This is a genomic window from Paenibacillus helianthi, from assembly GCF_001909055.1.
In the GTDB taxonomy this organism is placed as follows: Bacteria; Bacillota; Bacilli; order Paenibacillales; family Paenibacillaceae; genus Paenibacillus_AQ; species Paenibacillus_AQ helianthi.
In genome coordinates this window covers 138,991-157,810 of the sequence record NZ_LVWI01000037.1, presented here as the reverse complement: position 1 = coordinate 157,810, position 18,820 = coordinate 138,991, and the positions used below count along the sequence as shown (strand labels likewise).

The window sequence follows — 18,820 nt, the reverse complement described above, 5'->3', positions numbered from 1 at the left end:
TCAGTTGGTCCTTAGACCTGTACTCCCTGTTCCTGGAGCGCCTGTTCCAGCGCAGTAATGAACGCCTTATTCTGTTCCGCCGAACCGACGGTGACACGAATATAGGTAGGGTACAGCTTTTGTCCTGCTCTGACAATGATTCCCTGCCGCAGCAATGCATCAAAAACACCATCAGCCGGTTTCCGTACATCCACCATAATGAAATTCCCATGTGCCGGGAAGAATGCAAGGTCCAGCCGCTTGAATTCAGCTTGAAGCTGTACGATACCTGCACTGTTAAGACGGCGGCACTCCTGTACATACTCCTGATCAGCCAGTGCAGCCAATGCTCCGACCTGAGCCAGACGTGTAGTATTAAACGGCTCCCGAACCTTGTTAATCAACGAAATAATCGTCGGACTCGCCACCCCATAGCCGATACGCAGTGCAGCCAGGCCATAAATCTTGGAGAATGTCCGGAGTACAACCAGGTTCGGATAGGATTCAAGCAGCTTGATTCCATTGGAATACGAAAGATCGGTCACATATTCAAAATATGCCTCATCCAGAACAACCATCACCCCTGCCGGTACAGCATTCAGGAAAGTGACAAGCGCTTCCTCGGGTACAATCGTTCCAGTTGGATTATTGGGATTGCAGATCCAGATAATTTTGGTGCGCTCTGTAATGCGGGCCAGCATGGCGTCCAAATCATGTGTACCATTTACCAGAGGCACTTCAATGGAGATGGCGCCTTCAATATCAGCATTGCTTTTATATACGGAAAAGGTCTGATCTGCCATAATCGTCTCGTCTCCCGGCAGGAAAAACGCACGGGCAATCAAGGCGATAATCTCATCGGAGCCGCAGCCAAAGATGATATTATTGCTCTGAACACCAAGATGATCAGCCAGTGCAGCGGTCAATTCGGCCGCCGAGCCGTCAGGATAGAGATTCAGATGATCAAGCTCTGCCATGATCGCTGCTCTTGCACTTGGTGAGGAACCATACGGGTTCTCGTTCGAAGCCAGCTTAATGACATCGTTTAAACCAAGCTCTTTCTTTACTTCCTCAATAGGCTTTCCCGGTTTGTACACAGGAAGGTTAACGATATTCGGTTTCGGGTTCATGAAAGGTCCTCGCTCTCCATAAATATTACAACGGGTACAGGTCTGCCAGCAGACGTTATGGTTTCAATTGTGCCACAAATTCACGAATTTGCAACAGGCCTTCACTTCGGGTAGCCGGATTATCCAGAAGCGGTATGACATCCTCGACCTTGCGGACAATAGCACTGCCTACTACTACTCCATCGCAGATGCGGGCAAACCGCGCCACCTGCTCGGCGGTCGATATACCAAAACCTACCGCCACAGGAAGATCAGTAGCTTGACGGACAGATGCTATGAACTCATCCACTCCGGTATGAAAAGAAGAACGTTCTCCTGTGACTCCAAGCGAGGAAACGCAGTAGACGAAACCACTGGCCCCGGAGACAATCCGGGCAATCCGTTCGCTGGAGGTAGGTGCTACAAGCGGAATCAGATTTACTCCGGCAGTCCGGCTCCGCTCACGCATGTCCGCTGACTCTTCAACCGGGAGATCAGGAATAATCAGACCACTGATCTCATGGGCATCAAGCAGAGAGAAAAAGTTGTCCAGTCCCATTTGCATGACCGGATTGTAATAAGTAAAAAGGATAAATGGCAGCTTGCTTCCAGCCTGGCGTGCTTTTAACGCGGTTTCCATGCAGGTGCGAAGATGTATATTGCCGCGCAGCGCTCTGGAAGAGGCCCGCTGGATCACCGGACCGTCCGCCAGCGGATCAGAATAAGGCACACCCAGCTCCAGGATATCTGCGCCTGCCGCTTCCAGCTCAGCGATGATCGCAAGCGTCGTCTCCAGATCCGGATCGCCTACAGTCAAGAAAGGAATTAGTGCCGTCCGGCCCTCCTCTTTGAGCTTACGGAAGGTCAAATCCATCCGGTTCGTTGTTTCGGTTGTCATCACTTACCCGCTCCTTCTGTGTAGGCCATGATCGACTCAACGTCTTTATCGCCGCGTCCCGACAAACAGATCACCACGATATCGTCCTTGGTCAGAGTCGGTCCGAGCTTCGTTACATGCGCGATAGCATGGGCAGATTCAAGAGCCGGAATAATACCTTCTGTTACGCAAAGCAGCTTGAGGGCTTCCAGGGCTTCATCATCCGTAACCGGCACATATTGCGCCCGATGAACATCCTTAAGATAGGAATGCTCAGGGCCTACTCCCGGATAGTCCAGTCCGGCCGAGATCGAATGTGCCTCCTGTACCTGTCCATGTTCATCCTGAAGCAAATAACTAAGTGAACCCTGGAACACCCCTTGGGTACCTTTACTCATGGTAGCCGCATGGAACGGAGTATCAACGCCTTTGCCGGCAGCTTCCACCCCGATCATCCCCACCTGCTCATCCTCCATGAACGGGTAGAACATACCGATCGCGTTGCTGCCTCCTCCTACTGCCGCTACCAGAAGATCCGGTAGCCTTCCTTCGGCCTCCAGAATCTGCCGCCGCGTCTCATCGCCGATAATCCGCTGGAAATTGCGGACCATCATCGGGTATGGATGAGGGCCTACAGCAGAACCCAGCACGTAGAAGGTGTCCTCAACGTTGCTCACCCAGTAGCGAAGCGCTTCATTCCCTGCGTCCTTGAGTGTCCGTGAACCGGAGGTCACAGGAATGACTTCTGCCCCTAGCAGCTTCATGCGGAACACGTTCAAAGCCTGACGGCGAGTGTCCTCTTCACCCATGAACACCTTGCATTCCATCCCTAGCAGAGCCGCTACTGTGGCCGTGGCAACCCCATGCTGGCCTGCTCCGGTCTCGGCGATCACTTTGGTTTTACCCATCAATTTGGCAAGGATGCCCTGGCCAATTGCATTGTTGATTTTGTGTGCTCCGGTATGGTTAAGGTCTTCACGTTTTAAATATATTTTAGCCTCTCCCAGATGCTTACTGAGGCGCTCAGCATAATACAGAGGGGTCTCACGTCCAGAGTATTGCTTGAGCAGATAATCTACTTCCTTCTGAAAAGCCGGATCTGCGGAAAACTTATTATAGGCCTCCTCCAGCTCGATCAGTGCATTCATCAACGTTTCAGGAACGAAGCGGCCTCCAAAAGAACCAAAACGTCCATTCTTGTCCGGTACTTGTATCATGATTGCTTCACCCTTTCCACAAAAGCTGTTATTTTAACGATGTCCTTCATTCCATCGCTCTCTACTCCGCTTGAAACATCCACACCATATGGAGCATAGCCATTCAACAGTTCACGCACATTATCCGGATGCAGTCCGCCGGCTACAAATAAGGGCAGACCATATTCAGAAGCTTTCTGTTGATACGCTGGAATCCTCTCCCACTCAAACGTTCGCCCCAAGCCGCCGCTGCCGGCCGGGTCATATGTATCCAGCAGCAGGGCATCTATCGCACCGGCATATTGCTGCAAAGTATGAGGGCCGTTCCCGGCAGAGTTAGCTTCTCTATCGGCTACAGAAAGAGCCTTCCATACCTGCACCTGCGGAAAAGCTGCTTTGACGGCCCGGCAATAGTCTGCACTCTCCTGGCCATGCAGCTGAACAACATCCAGTGGCACCGTAGAAAGTATTGAGGCTAGCTCATCAAGTGAAGGATTCACAAACACTCCAGCCGCAAGGGGGGGCTTCCCGTTCTCCCATCCAGCAAGTTCAGCTATGAGCTCTGATGCATGCTCAGGACTGACCTTGCGGCGGCTCTCAGCAAACACAAATCCCACATAATCCAGAGGTAATCGCTTCATAGATTTTAGCACTTCAACGTCCTGAAGTCCACAGATTTTTACCACCGCCTCAGCCATGTGCGGCACGGTCCTTTCCTTCCGGCAGCGAACCCAGCAGTTCGTTCACTGCTTGTTCCACATCCGGCTGGCGCATCAGATACTCTCCTACCAGAACACCGATCGCTCCTGTAATCTTCAGATAATCGATATCAGCAGGTCCGGCTATTCCACTCTCGCTGATCACAGGAACTGTGGCGGGAAGAAGCGCAGCAAGTTCCGCTGTTGTGGCTAATGCGGTTTCGAATGTTCGCAAATTCCGGTTGTTGATGCCTAGCAGAACCCCCGGATGTTCTACCTTTCCGGTCGCCAGAACCATTTCCAATTCGCTCCGGTCATGAACCTCAATCAGTATATCAAGTCCCAACTCCGCCGCTATGTCGGTGAAGGAAATTAGTTGTTCTGGTGTCAGAATCGCTGCTATCAGCAATATGGCATCCGCCCCCAGGAGACGCGCTTCGTAGATCTGACGTTCGTCAATGATGAAATCCTTGCGCAGCAGTGGAAGATTTACGGCTTCCCTTGCCTGCTGAAGATATGCGCTGCTGCCCTGAAAATAGTCTTTATCCGTAAGGACTGATAAACAATCCGCTCCTCCTGCTGCATAGCCCTGAGCTATGGATACCGGATCGAAATCCGCCCGGATCAGTCCTTTGGAAGGCGAAGCCTTCTTCACCTCGGCAATCAGCCCCATAGATCGGTTCCGCGATTTCGTAAGCGCGTTGCGGAACCCTCTCGTTGGTGGCAGTACTGCAATCTGCCGCTTGGCCTCTTCTATAGAGAACGTCTTACTTAAGGCTTCTACTTCCTTGACTTTGGTGGCGACAATCCGTTCAAGATACATAATCAAGCTCCTTCGTCATGGCTTTAAGCTGCTCCAGCTTCAGCAGCGCAGCACCGGAATCCACTACAGTTCTAGCCTTATCTACACCTTCTTTTAACGTATCTGCAAGTCCAGCTACATAAATACAGGCACCTGCATTGGCAAGAACAATATCACGGTATGGATTCAGTCCGCCTTGCAGCACTCCGGTGATTATAGCCGCATTCTCCGCCGCGTCACCGCCAAGCACATCCTCCAGCGGATGCGTGCTTAATCCCAGTTCCTGTGGATTAATCTCATAAGTGGTTACCACACCATTCTTCAGTTCGGACACCTGGGTGGGTGCTGAAATACTGATCTCATCCAGACCATCCAGACTGCTCACTATCATCGCTCGTTTGGACCCCAGCTCTTTCAGGACATTAGCTACAATTTCTGTTTTGTCCCGGTCGTAGATACCCATCAGCTGACGGTCAGCCCCTGCCGGATTGGTGAGCGGCCCCAACATATTGAACACCGTGCGGAACCCGAGTTCTTTTCGGGGGGCTGCGGCATGCTTCATCGATGGATGATAGATTTGGGCAAACAGGAAACAAATACCTATACTTTCCAAACACTGAACGGCCTGATCTGCATTTAGATGAATATTGACTCCAAGCGCCTCAAGCACATCGGCGCTGCCCGCTCTGCCCGATGCGGAACGGTTTCCGTGCTTGGCTACTCGGACGGAAGCTGCGGAAGATATTATCGCCGAGGCCGTGGATATATTGAACTTATGAATGCCGGAGCCCCCGGTTCCGCACGTATCCAGAAGCTGTGAGCGTTCTGTAAGCACATGTGTGCTGAATCCCCGCATCGCTTCCGCGAAGCCGGTGATCTCTTCAACTGTTTCCCCCTTGATCCGCAGCGCGGTCAGCAGAGAGCCTATCTGTACCGGTGAGGCCGATCCTTCCATAATTGTACCCATAATCTCGCGCGCCTGCACGCGGTTCAGATTCCGGCCCTCGATCAGAGCGGCTATTCCTGCTTGAATCAATTGGCTTGCATCCATCGTTATCTCCTCCTCATCATTATCCTTTAGATTCTATATTGGGTCATCCCTGATTAAGGGGTATATTCATACATGTAATCCTGGTTGATAACCTGCTTTTCTTTGATCTCTGACGGGAACATAGCCTCTGCCATCCGAATGGCCTTCAGCATCCCTTTAGCTTTGTTGACCGTCTCTTCATATTCCTTCTCCGGTACAGAATCCCAGACAATTCCCGCCCCAGCCTGAACATAAGCACGTCCTTTACGGAAAATAATGGTACGGATTGTGATACAGGAGTCCATGTTTCCGGAAAATCCAAGATACCCTATAGCTCCGGCGTATGCACCTCTTGCTTCCTGTTCCAGCTCTGCGATAATTTCCATCGCCCGCAGCTTCGGCGCACCGGAAACCGTGCCTGCCGGCAGACAGGAGAGGAAAGCATCGAAGAAATTCTTACCCTCGTCAAGTGTGCCTGACACATTGGAGACCATATGCATCACATGCGAGTATTTCTCTATTTCCATGAAGGAATCGCATTTCACCGTACCAAATTTTGAAACCCTCCCGAGGTCATTACGGCCGAGATCCACCAGCATCAGGTGTTCCGCCCGTTCCTTCTCATCCTCAAGCAGTTCAGCGGTCAGGGCCCGGTCCTGTTCTTCATTCTCCCCGCGGGGCCGGGTTCCGGCAATCGGACGGGTCTCTACACGGTTTCCATCGACTTTGACCAAGGCCTCGGGTGAAGTGCCCACGATAATTTCCTCATCCATTTTCAGATAATACATATAAGGCGAAGGGTTGAGCGTACGCAGCATCCGGTAGACATGCAGGGGTGATACTTCAGTTTCAATATGCAGCCGCTGGGACAGCACTACCTGAAAAATATCCCCGGCCCGGATGTATTCCTTCGCCTGTTCCACATTGCTGATATATTGTTCTTTGGTAAGATTAGAATGAATCTCACCAAGTTCGATGTCCTGGGGAATGCTGCGCCGGTTAACGTTCTCTTTGGGACCTTCCTTCTGCAGCTCTTCAGCCATATCCTCTAAGCGGCGGCTCAGCTCCTCATATCCGGCTCGGATATCGGAGTCTGTATCGCCATCCTTGATGTGCAGGTTTCCCACCAGCAGAATTTGCTGCTTCACATGATCGAACACAATAATACGGTCGCAGAACATGAACCGGATATCATCCATGTTCAAATCGTCCACTGCATGGGACGACAGCTTTTCATAATACTGCAGCAAGTCATATCCGAAGAATCCAATAGCACCGCCGGTAAAAGGAGGCATCCCTTCCAGCTTGGGACTGCGGTAGGAGCGAAGCAGTGCTTTCAGTTCTTCAACGGGTTTGCCGAGCACCTGTCTCTTCTCTCCGCCAACCTCAACATGGATCACGCCCTTTTTACCGGAAATCATCAGGAAGGGCTCACTGCCGATAAAAGAATATCGCGCCCACTGGATCCCGCCCTCTACACTTTCCAGCAAAAATGCCCGGTCCTGCTCGGCAAAACGCGAGAATAACCGGATGGGTGTCTCCATATCGGCGAGCAGCCTTTTCACTACAGGAATCAAATTATATTCCCGCGACAGAGACAGCACTTCTTCTACTTTTGGATGGGTCACTTGGGATACCTCCTTGGGATGTTGGTTTATATTGTCCGAAATACAGAAAAACCTCTACCGAAGTAGAGGTTTGTGTAAGTAAGTATATGAAAAAGCGCAAAGGACCGGCATAAAACCATCTGAATGGTTGCACTACTCCCATTAATGAATACAACTATAGTGCAAATTCAGCACCAAAGGTACCCCAAAAAGAGATCTGCAAACAAACGGTATGCCTGTACTCAACTAAAATCCTGCACTCTGCTCAACTATACTCATCTCATCTAAACTAAACTCTGCTTCACTCGGCTAACTACACTATACATGATGACTTTGGTCTATGGCAACCCCGTACAGATAATTTGTTACTTCTTCTGTTAGAGATCCGGACGGAGCCTCTGGGCTTCATTTAGATAGACATGGCGGATATCCCGTTGTGACTTGTCCGTGTTCACTTGTACCATCAACCGGATGCACATAGGCAGGCCGCCTTTGACGGGTATTTCCACGGAGCACATCAAAGGCACCAGATCCCAGCCTTCTATTTCACGAATAGCCCGTGCGGGAAAGGTAGCATCCAGATCACCGGTGACAGTAATCCATACACTACAGATATCTTCCGCAATGACATCATTACGCTCTACAATTTCGCGCAGCAGTACAACCGTTTCACGCAAAATCTCGTTTTCCTCATTATTGGATACGGTCGTTGCACCGCGAATACCCCGGTTCACCATGGGCTTCCCTCCTTCTTAAGCTGCGAGATAACCTCACGGACGGCACTTTGCTGCACATCATTTATGATACTGACAACGCCGATTGAATCCGGTACGATAAAAGTCATCTTGCCTTCCTTGAATTTCTTATCATGCATCATTGCTTCCATTAATTCATCCTCGCTGTACTCCGCAGGTAGCCTTACAGGCAGCCCCAGTGCGGACAACATCGAAATAGTATCCTCATAAATGGCTTGATCCCGGCCTAGCTTGGCAGCTAAAAGCGCAGATCCGGCCATTCCGATAGCGATGGCTTCACCGTGGAGAAATACTCCATATCCACCTACCGCTTCTATAGCGTGCCCGATCGTATGTCCTAGATTCAGAATCGCTCTTTGCCCATGCTCGCGCTCGTCATTACCAACAACTTCAGCCTTGATTGCACACCCTCGTTCCAGAGCGTAACCCAGCGCATCTGCATTTAGAGCGAGGAGCGCAGAAGCATGCTCACGGCACCAGTAAGCAAACTCACGGTCCAGAATCAGACCATGCTTCACCACTTCGGCTAATCCGGAAGAGACTTGGCGCGGCGGTAGTGTACTCAGGGTATCCAGATCATAGACTACCATCGTGGGCTGATAAAAAGCTCCGATCATGTTTTTCGCCAGGGGATGGTTAACCGCTACCTTCCCACCCACACTGCTGTCGTGAGCCAGAATGGTAGTAGGAATCTGAACGAACCCTATTCCCCGCATGTAGGATGCGGCGACAAAGCCCGCCAAATCCCCAACTACGCCGCCACCCAGTGCAAGTACCGCCGAACTGCGGTCCAGACCGGCCTGAATTGCCGTAGTAATAACATCTTCATACACAGCCAGGGATTTGGACGCTTCACCAGCTTCAATAACGTGGCTAACTACAGAATATCCCTGTTCCCGCAGGGCGGCCTCCACCACCGGAAGGTAACGTGGAGCCACTTCACTGTCACTGACAACGAGCAGTGGACTTCGGAGCGGGAATCCAGCCTGAACACATTGCCGCCCGATGTCCCGAAGGAGTCCGCTGCCAATATGGATCGGATAGGAACGTTCACCTAAGTCTACCGTAATACTGCGCACCATCAGTAGCTCTCCAGTTGCGCCTGGTAGCTATTATAATTGGCTCTGATTTCCTCGATGGAATCGCCGCCAAACTTATCCAGAAATGCCTTGGCGATTTCCCAGGCAACCACATTCTCAAGAACTACACAAGCAGCTGGTACAGCACAAGCATCGGAACGTTCCACCTGGGCAGTGAATGGCTCTTTGGTGTCAATATCTACACTCTGCAGCGGCTTATACAGCGTCGGAATGGGCTTCATGACTCCGCGGACCACAACCGGCATACCGTTAGTCATTCCGCCTTCAAAGCCGCCCAGACGATTGCTTGCCCGGTAGTATCCCCGGGAAGCTTCATACATGATCTCATCATGAACCTGGGAGCCCCGCAGCTTGCCTGCTTCAAAGCCAATGCCGATTTCAACACCTTTGAAGGCATTGATGGACATTACTGCTCCCGCTATGGCACTATCCAGCTTACGGTCATACTGCACATAGCTGCCCAGACCGACAGGCAGGCCCTCGACGATACATTCCACAATACCGCCAATGGAGTCGCCTTCCTCCTTGATCTTGTCTATGTAAGCTTCCATCTTCTGCTCAGTCTCTTTATCCACCACTCTCACAGAAGAAGCTTCAGTCTGCTCAATCAACTCATCAATAGGCAGATCATTGGCAGGCGCCTCAATTTCACCGATACGGATGACCTGTCCTGCGATCTTTACTCCGAACGCTGCGAGTAGCTGACGGGCCACTGCCCCAACAGCTACTCTTGCTGCCGTTTCACGGGCACTGGAGCGCTCCAGAACATTACGCAGGTCAGTCAGGTTATACTTCAATCCGCCATTCAGGTCCGCATGTCCAGGACGAGGACGGTTGACGCGTCGCTTCTCTTCATCGCTGCCAGGGATAGGTTCGATATTCATAATATTCTTCCAGTGAGTCCAATCCTTATTCTCAACCACCAGAGCCACCGGGGCACCTGTTGTATTACCATGGCGCACACCGCCGACGATTTCTGCAGTATCCTTCTCAATCTGCATCCGGCGTCCACGCCCGTACCCTTTTTGCCGCCGCTGCAGTTGAAAATTAAGCTCTTCAAAATTAAGTGTCAAATTGCTGGGCAGTCCTTCAATAATGGCTGTTAGCTGGGGGCCGTGCGTTTCCCCCGCTGTTAAATAGCGTAAACTCATGCTGCGTTCCCCCTTCACACTTTTAAACTGTAAACCGCTAAAATGTTAAATGTCTTTGCTCATTATAGTATAGGGAATCCGCTTTGACAAGAAAGGGATACGTCCGGCATACCCTCTGTCAGCACGAAAAAGAACAGCGCCGTCCCCACTCTTGCGAGTAAAGACGACGCTGTATTCTAACCTGACCGGCCCCTGTATCAGCTGCCGATTTTGCGGACGGACGGCATGCATGCTGACTTGCCCTCTTCGAGCATGAGCAGACTTTGCAGCTGCCGCTCTTCGACACCAAGAATTTGCCCGCATTCACGGACGGTCAGGAAGCCGCGTCTGTAGGCATCAATGACCTTGCTTTTATCCATTGGAATGAACGACCTTTCGTATGGCGCACGTAATCATTTCTACTATCCAGTATCACTGAAACCATGCGAAAGTATACGTATTCATAATGAAAGCCTAACCTGGCCGTTACAGCGGGTTTATTTCTTGCGGTAAAAGAACGTCTCCGTCGACTCAAATCCGTATTGTGCCGGTGTGAAAATCTGTTCTGTACTGCCCACGAATAAATATCCACCCGGGCGCAGGCTTGCCGAGAACTTGTGGTACAGCTTGTTTTTGGCCTCTTCCGTAAAATAAATCATAACATTGCGGCAGATAATCAAATCGAAGCCTTCATCAAACTTGTCCAGAAGCAGGTTCTGCTTGCGGAAATCTATATTTTTTTTGAGACCTTCACTGACCTTGAACACAGGCCCTTCCGGTGTGAAATAGCGGCCGGCGACATCCTTCGGCACATCCTTCAGCGAACGCTCCAGATAAATGCCCTGCTTTGCTTTGGCCAGCGCACCGTCATCAATGTCCGTCGCCAGAATTCCAGTCTGGGCCAGAATATTTTTATCCGAGAGGATCATGGCCAATGTGTAAGGCTCTTCACCAGTTGAGCAGGCGGCACTCCATAGTTTCAGTCTGCGGCCCGAACGCTGCAGCTCAGGCAGAATGGTATCCCGCAGAACCTCCCAGCGGTTAGGATTGCGCCAGAATTCCGAGACATTGATGGTCATACGGTCCAGAAATTCATAGAACAGTGCTTTATCCTTCATCATTGCTGCAAAGAAATCACTAAAAGACGGATAGCCATTCTTCGTACGCAGCGTGGTCAGACGACGTTTCATCTGCGCTTCCTTGTACTGGGCCAGATCAATACCGGTGCTCTGCTTGACATTATGAATAAAACCAGAGTAATCCCGGTCTTCTGCAGTTGATGTTTCTTCTCGTTCAGCCATTCATTTCCCCTGCTTCCCGCCTGAAACTACATCCAGGCTGCGATGTCTTTAGTGTAATCTACCAGCTCAGCCGGAGCAAAGAAGTTGGCAATTTCACGCTTTGCGCTTTCCAGTGAATCCGAACCATGAATCAGGTTCAGAGGGGTATGACTGGCAAAATCCCCACGGATCGTACCCGGCAGAGCTTCCCCAACCTTGGTTTTACCGATCATGATACGGGATAACGATACTACATCATCGCCTTCCCATACCATGGCGAATACAGGCCCAGAGGTGATAAAACGTACCAATTCAGGAAAAAAGTCTTTCCCTTCATGTTCTGCATAATGCTTCTTCGCCTGCTCTTCCGTAACGGAAATCAGCTTACCGGCAACCAGCTTAAATCCCTTATCCTCCAGTCGGGCCACAATTCGCCCGATCAGTCCGCGTTGTACTCCATCCGGCTTAATCATCAGATACGTTTGCTCCATAGAGTCACTCTCCATTTTCTGTTATTCCGAAAAAAAATTAGCTGTTTTTTTGATAGTATCAGAAAGCACGCCATCTGTGAACGCTTAATATTTTTAGCATTTCAATTAGTAAGCTCTGCCTGTCACAAAAAAAGCGATATCCTTCAGGTTGCGCTTTGTTCTGTTGCTTGGAAGTTGATCCAGCGCCACAAGAGCCTTGGAAATGTAGCGGGATGCCAGCTCTTCCGCTCTGGATATGCCTTCGCCTGACAGAATCAGATCTATGGCGCGTCCGACACCGCTATGTCCTTCACGGATAGATGCCAGTTCTGTAAGCAGTGCACCGCGAATCCGATGGTCCTCCAGGCTGTATATCACCGGCAGGGTGATATTGCCCTGCCGCATATCACTGCCCGGCGGTTTGCCAATTTGCTTTTCCGTCCCGGAAAGATCGAGCAGATCGTCACGGATCTGGAACGCCATACCAACGTTATATCCGTAATCGTAGAGCAGTTTAGCCGTATCCGGCTCGGCATCGGCGGCTAAAGCCCCCAGCTGGCAGCTGATGGCAATCAGCAGGGCAGTCTTGCGGCGGATGCGCCGGAGATAATGGCGTACACTCTGCTCGCTGTTGAAGAAGTCACGGATCTGCTCCATCTCTCCGATAGACATTTCCACCATCGCTCTGGAGAGGATTTGGTGTATTCTCGGATTACTCAACTCTGAGGTCATCACTAGCGCTTTCGCATAAATGTAGTCCCCGGTGTACATGGCAATTTTGTCGCCCCATTTTGCTTTGACTGTCAGTTCCCCGCGACGCAGCTCTGCATCATCAATCACATCATCATGTACGAGCGAAGCGCTGTGGATCAGCTCCAGAGGAATGGCAACCCGTTTCAGCTTCTCCAGATCATATTGTCCGAATTTGCCGCCCATCAGCACAAAGACAGGGCGCAGCCTTTTGCCGCCTGCCTTCAACAGATGCAGGGATGTCTCTGCCAGCAGTTCATCGTCGCCCTGCACGCTGCGGTAGAGTTCCTTTTCAATCTGATCCATATCTTTGTTCAGCAGTCCAAACATTTGAATTCGTTTCATTCTTTCACCCGTGTCAGCAGATTATGGCTCCAAATCTCCATCTTCACTTCCCGCGGCAATAAGCCCAGCTCATAGGCGTAACGGAAATAGAGACTCAGACCCTCCTGTTGCCTTTCCCCAAAGTCATAACTCAAATTACGGAAGTAACCGTCCCAAAAGGCTGCTGTCCCCCCGATAGCTGTGCATGCCTCACGGATAATGGGTTCGAGGTTCCGCTGGCCGAGTGTCTTACTCTCCACAAAGGCTTCGGCTATTTCAGCAATCGCCTTAGGCCTCGTTTCGGCTGCCTCCCGGTTAACAGCCCAGACGGCAAAGGTCATGCCCAGTCCGGTCCATTCCTTCCACAGCTCTCCAAGATCCGTAACGATATAGCCCTGATCCTGCCAAGAAGCCCTGATTGCATTGTCGCCAATGAGCAGGCTGGCATCAGCCTGTGCCATCATCTTGTCCAGATCAGGGACAGCACTAATATATTCCGGCTTGCCGCCCATCGCTTTCTGCAGCAGGATTTTTAGCAAATTGACCGATGTAGCGGAGGTGTTAGTAACGGCAATTGTTCCCGAAGCAATCTGCGCAATCGGCACCCGTGAGAACAGCAGGATGGATTTTACTGGACCATCAGAACTTACAGACAGATCCGGCAGCAGCAGCAGACGTTCGCTTGCGGCTGCATATGCGAAGGATGAGAGTGCTCCTACTTGGATGTTACCGCTGGCCATACCCTGATTAAGAATGGCTGGTACCTCACTCACCATCTCTGCGGGGAAGCTTAACCTCGATGGGTGAAAATTATGAAATACCGGCCATGAGTTCGTATAGCTGATTTTACCGATAACGGTAGGTTTCGGATGACTCATCCTTCATCCCCCCATCTGCGAAATAATGAATGCTCAATGTTCAAGCTGTCGAGCACCTTGCCCACCATAAAGTTAATCAGATCCTCTATGGTTGTGGGGCCATAATAAAATGCGGGCATCGCTGGAATCATTTTCACCCCAAGGCGGGACAGCTTCAGCATATTTTCCAGATGTATCGCATGCAGAGGTGTTTCCCGGGGTACAAGTACAAGTGGACGCCCTTCCTTCAGCATGACATCTGCAGCCCGGGTCATCAAATTATCAGAACTGCCCTGAGCTACAGCAGACAGTGTTCCCATGGAACAAGGCATAATAACCATGGCTTCGGTTCGGAAGGAGCCACTGGCAATAGAAGCGCCGATATCGGCAATCGGGTGATAATGCAGAGAACCGGGACAGTCTCCGAACTGTTCGTTCAGAAACCCTTCCCGGTCTGAGGCGGCAAAGCCGAGCTCTTCCTTAAATACACGCCACCCGGCGTTGCTTACCACCAAATGGACCGAGTGCCCCAGCGAAAGCAGGACCTTGGTCAGCTGGACGCCATAAATTCCGCCGCTTGCTCCCGTAATGCCCACGACAAAGTTTTTCGCTTTATGCTCATTCATTTGTAAAACTGCACCACCAAGTCAATCAGAGTAAATGAAAATACTACGATGCTCAGTACACCATTCATGGTGAAGAATGCCGTCTGCAACCGGCTAAGGTCGCTCGGAGACACAATAAGATGCTCATAAAATAGAATAATGTAGGCAATAAGCATCCCTGCTACATACCACCAGCTTAAGTCGGTAATGAACAGCAGCGACACAAAACCAGCACCCGTAAGAATATGAAACACCTTCGCAATGGTCAGTGCTCTGGGTACGCCGAAACGGACAGGAATAGAGTACAGTCCTTCGTTCTTATCAAATTCAACATCCTGACAGGAGTAAATGATATCAAATCCAGCCGTCCAGAATACAATCGTGAAGTAGAATACCATGGAAGTCCAATCCACCGTACCGGTAACGGCAACCCAGCCCCCAAGAGGAGCCAGAGCGATCGTCAGGCCTAGAATCAGATGGCATGCCCAGGTGAAACGCTTGGTGAACGAATAAAAAACAAGAAGGAATACGGCGATAGGCAGCAGCTTGGCCGACAAAGGATTCAGCTTAAATGCGGCCCAGAACAGCAAAAAGAATGAGAACGCAATAAACAGGGTCACCTCGCCAACCTTGAGCAGCCCGGCAGGAATGGCTCTTCCGGCTGTACGGGGATTTTTGGCGTCACTAATCCGGTCAATTAACCGGTTCAGTCCCATAGCTGCACTGCGTGCGCCGAACATTGCAATAACAATCCAGCCGATTTGCCCCCAGGAAGGCAAGACCCCGAACATCACTACCGAACCAAGCAATGCGCCCATGAAGGCGAAGGGTAAAGCAAATACGGTATGTTCAAATTTAATCATTTGTAAAAAAATGCCGATTTTCTTAAGCATTACAATTCTCCTTGAGCCCAATATGTAGTGCAGCGATGCCTCCGGTCAAGGGGAAGGATTCCACTTTTTGCAGTCCGGTTTCACGGAAAATCACTTCTAGTTGCTTTCTGTCCGGGAACAAGGCGAGTGATTCAGGAAGCCATTTGTATTGTTCATATCTCTTCGCAAAGAGTTTGCCAAGGAGTGGAAGAACACGCTGGAAATAAAAATAATAGATGCCTTTGAACGGCTGCTTCATCGGTTTGGACAATTCCAGACATACTACCATGCCTCCCGGTTTTACCACACGTTTCATTTCGTTCAAGACCTGAACCGGATCTGGAACATTGCGGAGTCCAAAGCCTATCGTTGCATAGTCAAACGAGTTATCGCCGAAAGGAAGCTCCATGGCATTGCCCTGTACCAGTGAAATCTGGTTCTGAAGATGACGCGCTTCCACTTTACGCCGGCCCACTTCCAGCATCCCCGCACTAAAATCAAGCCCCATAACAGAACCGTTCCCGCTGGCTTCTGCGAGCGCGATGCTCCAGTCACAGGTGCCGCAGCACAGATCAACCGCAGAGTCTCCGGGCTTCATCCCCATCTTACGCATGGTGAACTTGCGCCAAGCCTTGTGCCTGCGGAAGCTCAATATGTCATTCATCAAATCATATTTACCAGCAATGCTCTCAAAGACGGAATGCACAAACTGTTCCTTGGGTTTGGTGCCTTGATCACTGAGTGTGGTCGTTTTCTCTATTGTCATTCCCTAACCCTCCACGGCAGCTTGACCGGAAATTTTCATATGCAGAAGAAGGCGGTCAAGCGCAGCACTGAGTTCGCTGAACAGGCTTTCGTCCTTGACACCCTGCAGCAACCCCTGAATGGACTGGACCGACCCATGCAGCTTGTCCGTCAGCAACGAGTCACATTTGTATTTCATCTTGAGCTTTTTCCAATCCTTAAGGTCTATATCTTTCTCGAGCAGCCGCCGCCGTTCATCTTCTGCTGCAGACTCCAATACCTTCAAGTAGCAATAGCCATCCACAGCATTTTCCGTATCATCCCCACGGCGTAACTCCAGCAGGACGGTCTCATATTGGCTAAACTCGGCAAGCAGTCTCTCCCACAACTCTTTAAACGGTTCCTCAATCATCGGTGTAAAAGAAAGAAACAGCCTCATATTGAGCTGTACCGTGTGTCGCAAATATTGTTCCGCGGAAAGGATCATGGATTTCATCTTGCTGTACAGATTGGCCTTCATCACGTTAACATCCGCAACGGCCGTACTTAAAATACCCACCATTTCAATCTGCTCACGCTTGGCCAGCAGATGATAAAACCAGCTGCTGAAGTAATCACCGGCCAGTACCTTAAGCTGCCTGGATCGCATGAGGTCTCTGTCAGGCTCCTCCTGTGTACGATCAATCGACTCATGGGTATCCAGCCCCAGCTGAACCAGTCCGGTTACGAGCGTGAACAGTTCTACGCCCTTCAGATCGGCAGGTGAACCGTGACTTAAAAAAATATATAACAAATGACCACGCCCGTCTGAAAACGGCGGCAAATCCGTATGCCGCTGAATCATGTCGTAGTCTGTGTAAGGTTTAGCCAGTTGCGGTATGCGGTACGGTTTCATTTCAGCCTCCGGAGCCATTGACGTTATGACAATCTTTGTTCACAATCTTGTCTATTATATCACATGTTTTTTGGTCACGCACTGTGGGCCTGTCTAGTTTATTTTACCCAGATCAGGGATAAATGAACTGCCTCTTCCATAGCTCACTCTCACTGATACGCAGCCCGCTCTTAAGGGATTCCGGCAGTGGACGGCCTGCGGCTGTCTGGAGAGCTTCCTGCAGTCCGGGTGACCATTCGTTGCGCCGGATATCTCCAGCGAGCAGTAGACGACGGCTCTCAAGCCATTTGTCCTCGGCAACAATCCGAAGCAGCAACTGATCCACATTTACTGTCTCCTGAAAGGCAAAAGAAATGGCCAAGGCCATATTCTGATAAATTTCCTGCGGTTCAGATTCATTGCCAGTCACCTTCAGATCCAGAGAGAGAACTCTTCCCTTCCAACCCACACGGTCAATGGAGAGGGTAAGAGGAAGCTCCCCAAGTAAATCTACAAGGTTATTGCTCCCCAGAACCGTGCCCTCCTCGCCGAAGACCTCCACTGCTCCGTATTTATGCTGTAAGGAAGGCTCAAGCGAGGCCAGCTGCGGAAGAAGAAGCACGGTAGCCGCAGATATGATCAATGCTGTTCCAATTAGCCAGCTCCTGTTCATGACAAGCCCCCTTATCATTCATAGTTGCCGCCTCCTGGAACGAATATTCGGGAATTGAGACATGGCTATCTTTAGTTATATTTTGAAAAAAAGCAGGCTATGCCTGCTTTTCAGCTTTCACTTTCCAATTGTCCGTGTTTGCTCCATATTTCGGCTTTGCCGCGGATTTTCATAGCTGAGGTATGATCCGTGAATTGGGCAATGAGCACTTCACCCTTGTCCAGCTTTTCTGTATGATGAAACCGTGTATCCAATCCTCGGGTAAGCCCAATAACCTGTACACCGTTCTCTTTGGCTTTGATTACAATGTAGTCGCTGCCTGCCGGGGCGGGATTTACGCTATTATTCTTTTCGGTCATGTAGAACCCTCCTAAAAGTTTTTGTGAGCATATACCCTTTCAACAACAAATGCCGCCTTGGAGGGCGGCATCGTTATTACTCAGAAAGACTATGGGATAGATATGTAGAAATCTCTATTTGATTCCGTCTTTAAGAGCTTTACCCGGTTTAAATGCCGGCACCTTGCTCGAAGGAATTTCGATTTCTTCACCAGTCTGCGGGTTACGGCCTTTACGTGCGGAACGTTCGCGCACTTCAAAGTTTCCGAATCCAACCAGCTGTACTTTATCTCCGCTTTGCAGAGCTCCTGTGATCGCTTCAAAAACGGCATCTACCGCTTTAGTAGCATCTTTCTTGGGAAGTTCAGTTGCTTCTGTAACTACGTTGATCAAATCTGATTTGTTCATGTCTTCTCACCTCCCTGGGCAAATTTCCGGTATCATACACTGTTTCCGTTTCAACGCAAAATATACGTGATAATCCCGTTATGACTAGATATCGGCGCTACTCTTCCTAGAAGCGCAACAAACTTATAGTAATACAGCCCACCCAGAATTTCAAGGCGTTAGTCAAAAAAGGAGAAGAAAGTAGCATATTTGTTCTCTAAATGCTTAATTCTCTTAATCATTTCAAGTAGAAACGGCTACGTTTTCCTTAAAAGGATGGTATCCGTTTCAGGGAGAAAGATAAGGATTATTTATTGCGCGAAGCTATAGATTCTTATCTTTGCACAAAAAACAGAGCAGGAT

At 50.2% G+C, this 18,820-nt stretch carries 22 protein-coding genes; all 22 read right to left on the bottom strand.

Features of this window, described 5'->3' with window-relative positions; translation table 11 throughout:
* Positions 1–11 precede the first annotated feature (11 nt).
* The 22 genes from hisC to A3844_RS12460 all read right to left on the bottom strand — a co-directional run bounded on the left by hisC (position 12) and on the right by A3844_RS12460 (position 18,478).
* Positions 12–1,109 (bottom strand): histidinol-phosphate transaminase, encoded by a 1,098-nt coding sequence (gene hisC, locus A3844_RS12560; protein WP_074107556.1) that lies wholly within the window; start codon positions 1,107–1,109, stop codon positions 12–14.
* Between the two features lie 55 nt (positions 1,110–1,164).
* Positions 1,165–1,986 (bottom strand): tryptophan synthase subunit alpha, encoded by an 822-nt coding sequence (gene trpA / locus A3844_RS12555; RefSeq protein WP_074087628.1) that lies wholly within the window; start codon positions 1,984–1,986, stop codon positions 1,165–1,167.
* A complete protein-coding gene (gene trpB, locus A3844_RS12550; RefSeq protein ID WP_074107555.1) occupies positions 1,986–3,182 on the bottom strand; it encodes a tryptophan synthase subunit beta in 1,197 nt (398 codons plus the stop codon). Before trpB ends, trpA begins: the two co-directional genes overlap by 1 nt.
* Positions 3,179–3,859, bottom strand: coding sequence for a phosphoribosylanthranilate isomerase (locus A3844_RS12545; RefSeq protein WP_074107554.1), 681 nt, complete (start codon positions 3,857–3,859; stop codon positions 3,179–3,181). Before A3844_RS12545 ends, trpB begins: the two co-directional genes overlap by 4 nt.
* The gene (gene trpC / locus A3844_RS12540; protein WP_074107553.1) at positions 3,852–4,682 is read right to left on the bottom strand and encodes an indole-3-glycerol phosphate synthase TrpC; all 831 of its coding nucleotides are present in this window, start codon (positions 4,680–4,682) and stop codon (positions 3,852–3,854) included. Before trpC ends, A3844_RS12545 begins: the two co-directional genes overlap by 8 nt.
* Entirely contained in the window at positions 4,672–5,712 is a 1,041-nt protein-coding gene (gene trpD, locus A3844_RS12535) for an anthranilate phosphoribosyltransferase (protein WP_074087624.1), read from the bottom strand. The genes trpC and trpD overlap by 11 nt, the downstream gene beginning before the upstream one ends.
* 53 nt (positions 5,713–5,765) lie before the next feature.
* The gene (gene trpE, locus A3844_RS12530; RefSeq protein ID WP_074107552.1) at positions 5,766–7,319 is read right to left on the bottom strand and encodes an anthranilate synthase component I; all 1,554 of its coding nucleotides are present in this window, start codon (positions 7,317–7,319) and stop codon (positions 5,766–5,768) included.
* Positions 7,320–7,675: 356 nt separating this feature from the next.
* Positions 7,676–8,035, bottom strand: a complete 360-nt coding sequence (gene aroH, locus A3844_RS12525; RefSeq protein ID WP_074087622.1) for a chorismate mutase — start codon at positions 8,033–8,035, stop codon at positions 7,676–7,678.
* Positions 8,029–9,135: a 3-dehydroquinate synthase gene (aroB, locus tag A3844_RS12520; protein WP_425270601.1), complete on the bottom strand. Its 1,107-nt coding sequence runs from the start codon at positions 9,133–9,135 to the stop codon at positions 8,029–8,031. The genes aroH and aroB overlap by 7 nt, the downstream gene beginning before the upstream one ends.
* Positions 9,135–10,304, bottom strand: a complete 1,170-nt coding sequence (gene aroC / locus A3844_RS12515; RefSeq protein ID WP_074102574.1) for a chorismate synthase — start codon at positions 10,302–10,304, stop codon at positions 9,135–9,137. Before aroC ends, aroB begins: the two co-directional genes overlap by 1 nt.
* A 197-nt stretch (positions 10,305–10,501) precedes the next feature.
* Positions 10,502–10,663, bottom strand: coding sequence for a hypothetical protein (locus A3844_RS32775; protein ID WP_167374672.1), 162 nt, complete (start codon positions 10,661–10,663; stop codon positions 10,502–10,504).
* A 117-nt stretch (positions 10,664–10,780) separates the two neighbouring features.
* Complete coding sequence (locus tag A3844_RS12510) at positions 10,781–11,584, bottom strand: CheR family methyltransferase (RefSeq protein ID WP_074087620.1); 804 nt, start codon at positions 11,582–11,584, stop codon at positions 10,781–10,783.
* Positions 11,585–11,610: 26 nt separating this feature from the next.
* Complete coding sequence (gene ndk, locus A3844_RS12505; protein WP_074107551.1) at positions 11,611–12,054, bottom strand: nucleoside-diphosphate kinase; 444 nt, start codon at positions 12,052–12,054, stop codon at positions 11,611–11,613.
* Between the two features lie 105 nt (positions 12,055–12,159).
* Positions 12,160–13,128 carry a polyprenyl synthetase family protein gene (locus A3844_RS12500; RefSeq protein WP_074087618.1) on the bottom strand — a complete coding sequence of 323 codons (969 nt, stop codon included), beginning with the start codon at positions 13,126–13,128 and terminating at the stop codon, positions 12,160–12,162.
* On the bottom strand, positions 13,125–13,985 hold the full coding sequence (locus A3844_RS12495; RefSeq protein ID WP_074107550.1) for a menaquinone biosynthesis protein: 861 nt from the start codon (positions 13,983–13,985) through the stop codon (positions 13,125–13,127). The genes A3844_RS12500 and A3844_RS12495 overlap by 4 nt, the downstream gene beginning before the upstream one ends.
* On the bottom strand, positions 13,982–14,590 hold the full coding sequence (locus A3844_RS12490) for a UbiX family flavin prenyltransferase (RefSeq protein WP_074107549.1): 609 nt from the start codon (positions 14,588–14,590) through the stop codon (positions 13,982–13,984). The genes A3844_RS12495 and A3844_RS12490 overlap by 4 nt, the downstream gene beginning before the upstream one ends.
* The gene (locus A3844_RS12485; RefSeq protein ID WP_074087615.1) at positions 14,587–15,462 is read right to left on the bottom strand and encodes a UbiA-like polyprenyltransferase; all 876 of its coding nucleotides are present in this window, start codon (positions 15,460–15,462) and stop codon (positions 14,587–14,589) included. Before A3844_RS12485 ends, A3844_RS12490 begins: the two co-directional genes overlap by 4 nt.
* Positions 15,455–16,207, bottom strand: a complete 753-nt coding sequence (locus tag A3844_RS12480) for a demethylmenaquinone methyltransferase (protein ID WP_074087614.1) — start codon at positions 16,205–16,207, stop codon at positions 15,455–15,457. Before A3844_RS12480 ends, A3844_RS12485 begins: the two co-directional genes overlap by 8 nt.
* 3 nt (positions 16,208–16,210) lie before the next feature.
* Positions 16,211–17,080, bottom strand: a complete 870-nt coding sequence (locus A3844_RS12475) for a heptaprenyl diphosphate synthase component 1 (protein WP_074087613.1) — start codon at positions 17,078–17,080, stop codon at positions 16,211–16,213.
* Positions 17,081–17,192: 112 nt separating this feature from the next.
* The gene (locus A3844_RS12470; RefSeq protein ID WP_074087612.1) at positions 17,193–17,732 is read right to left on the bottom strand and encodes a hypothetical protein; all 540 of its coding nucleotides are present in this window, start codon (positions 17,730–17,732) and stop codon (positions 17,193–17,195) included.
* 110 nt (positions 17,733–17,842) lie between these two features.
* A complete protein-coding gene (gene mtrB / locus A3844_RS12465; RefSeq protein ID WP_074107548.1) occupies positions 17,843–18,091 on the bottom strand; it encodes a trp RNA-binding attenuation protein MtrB in 249 nt (82 codons plus the stop codon).
* Between the two features lie 114 nt (positions 18,092–18,205).
* Complete coding sequence (locus A3844_RS12460; protein WP_019909963.1) at positions 18,206–18,478, bottom strand: HU family DNA-binding protein; 273 nt, start codon at positions 18,476–18,478, stop codon at positions 18,206–18,208.
* Positions 18,479–18,820 lie beyond the last annotated feature (342 nt).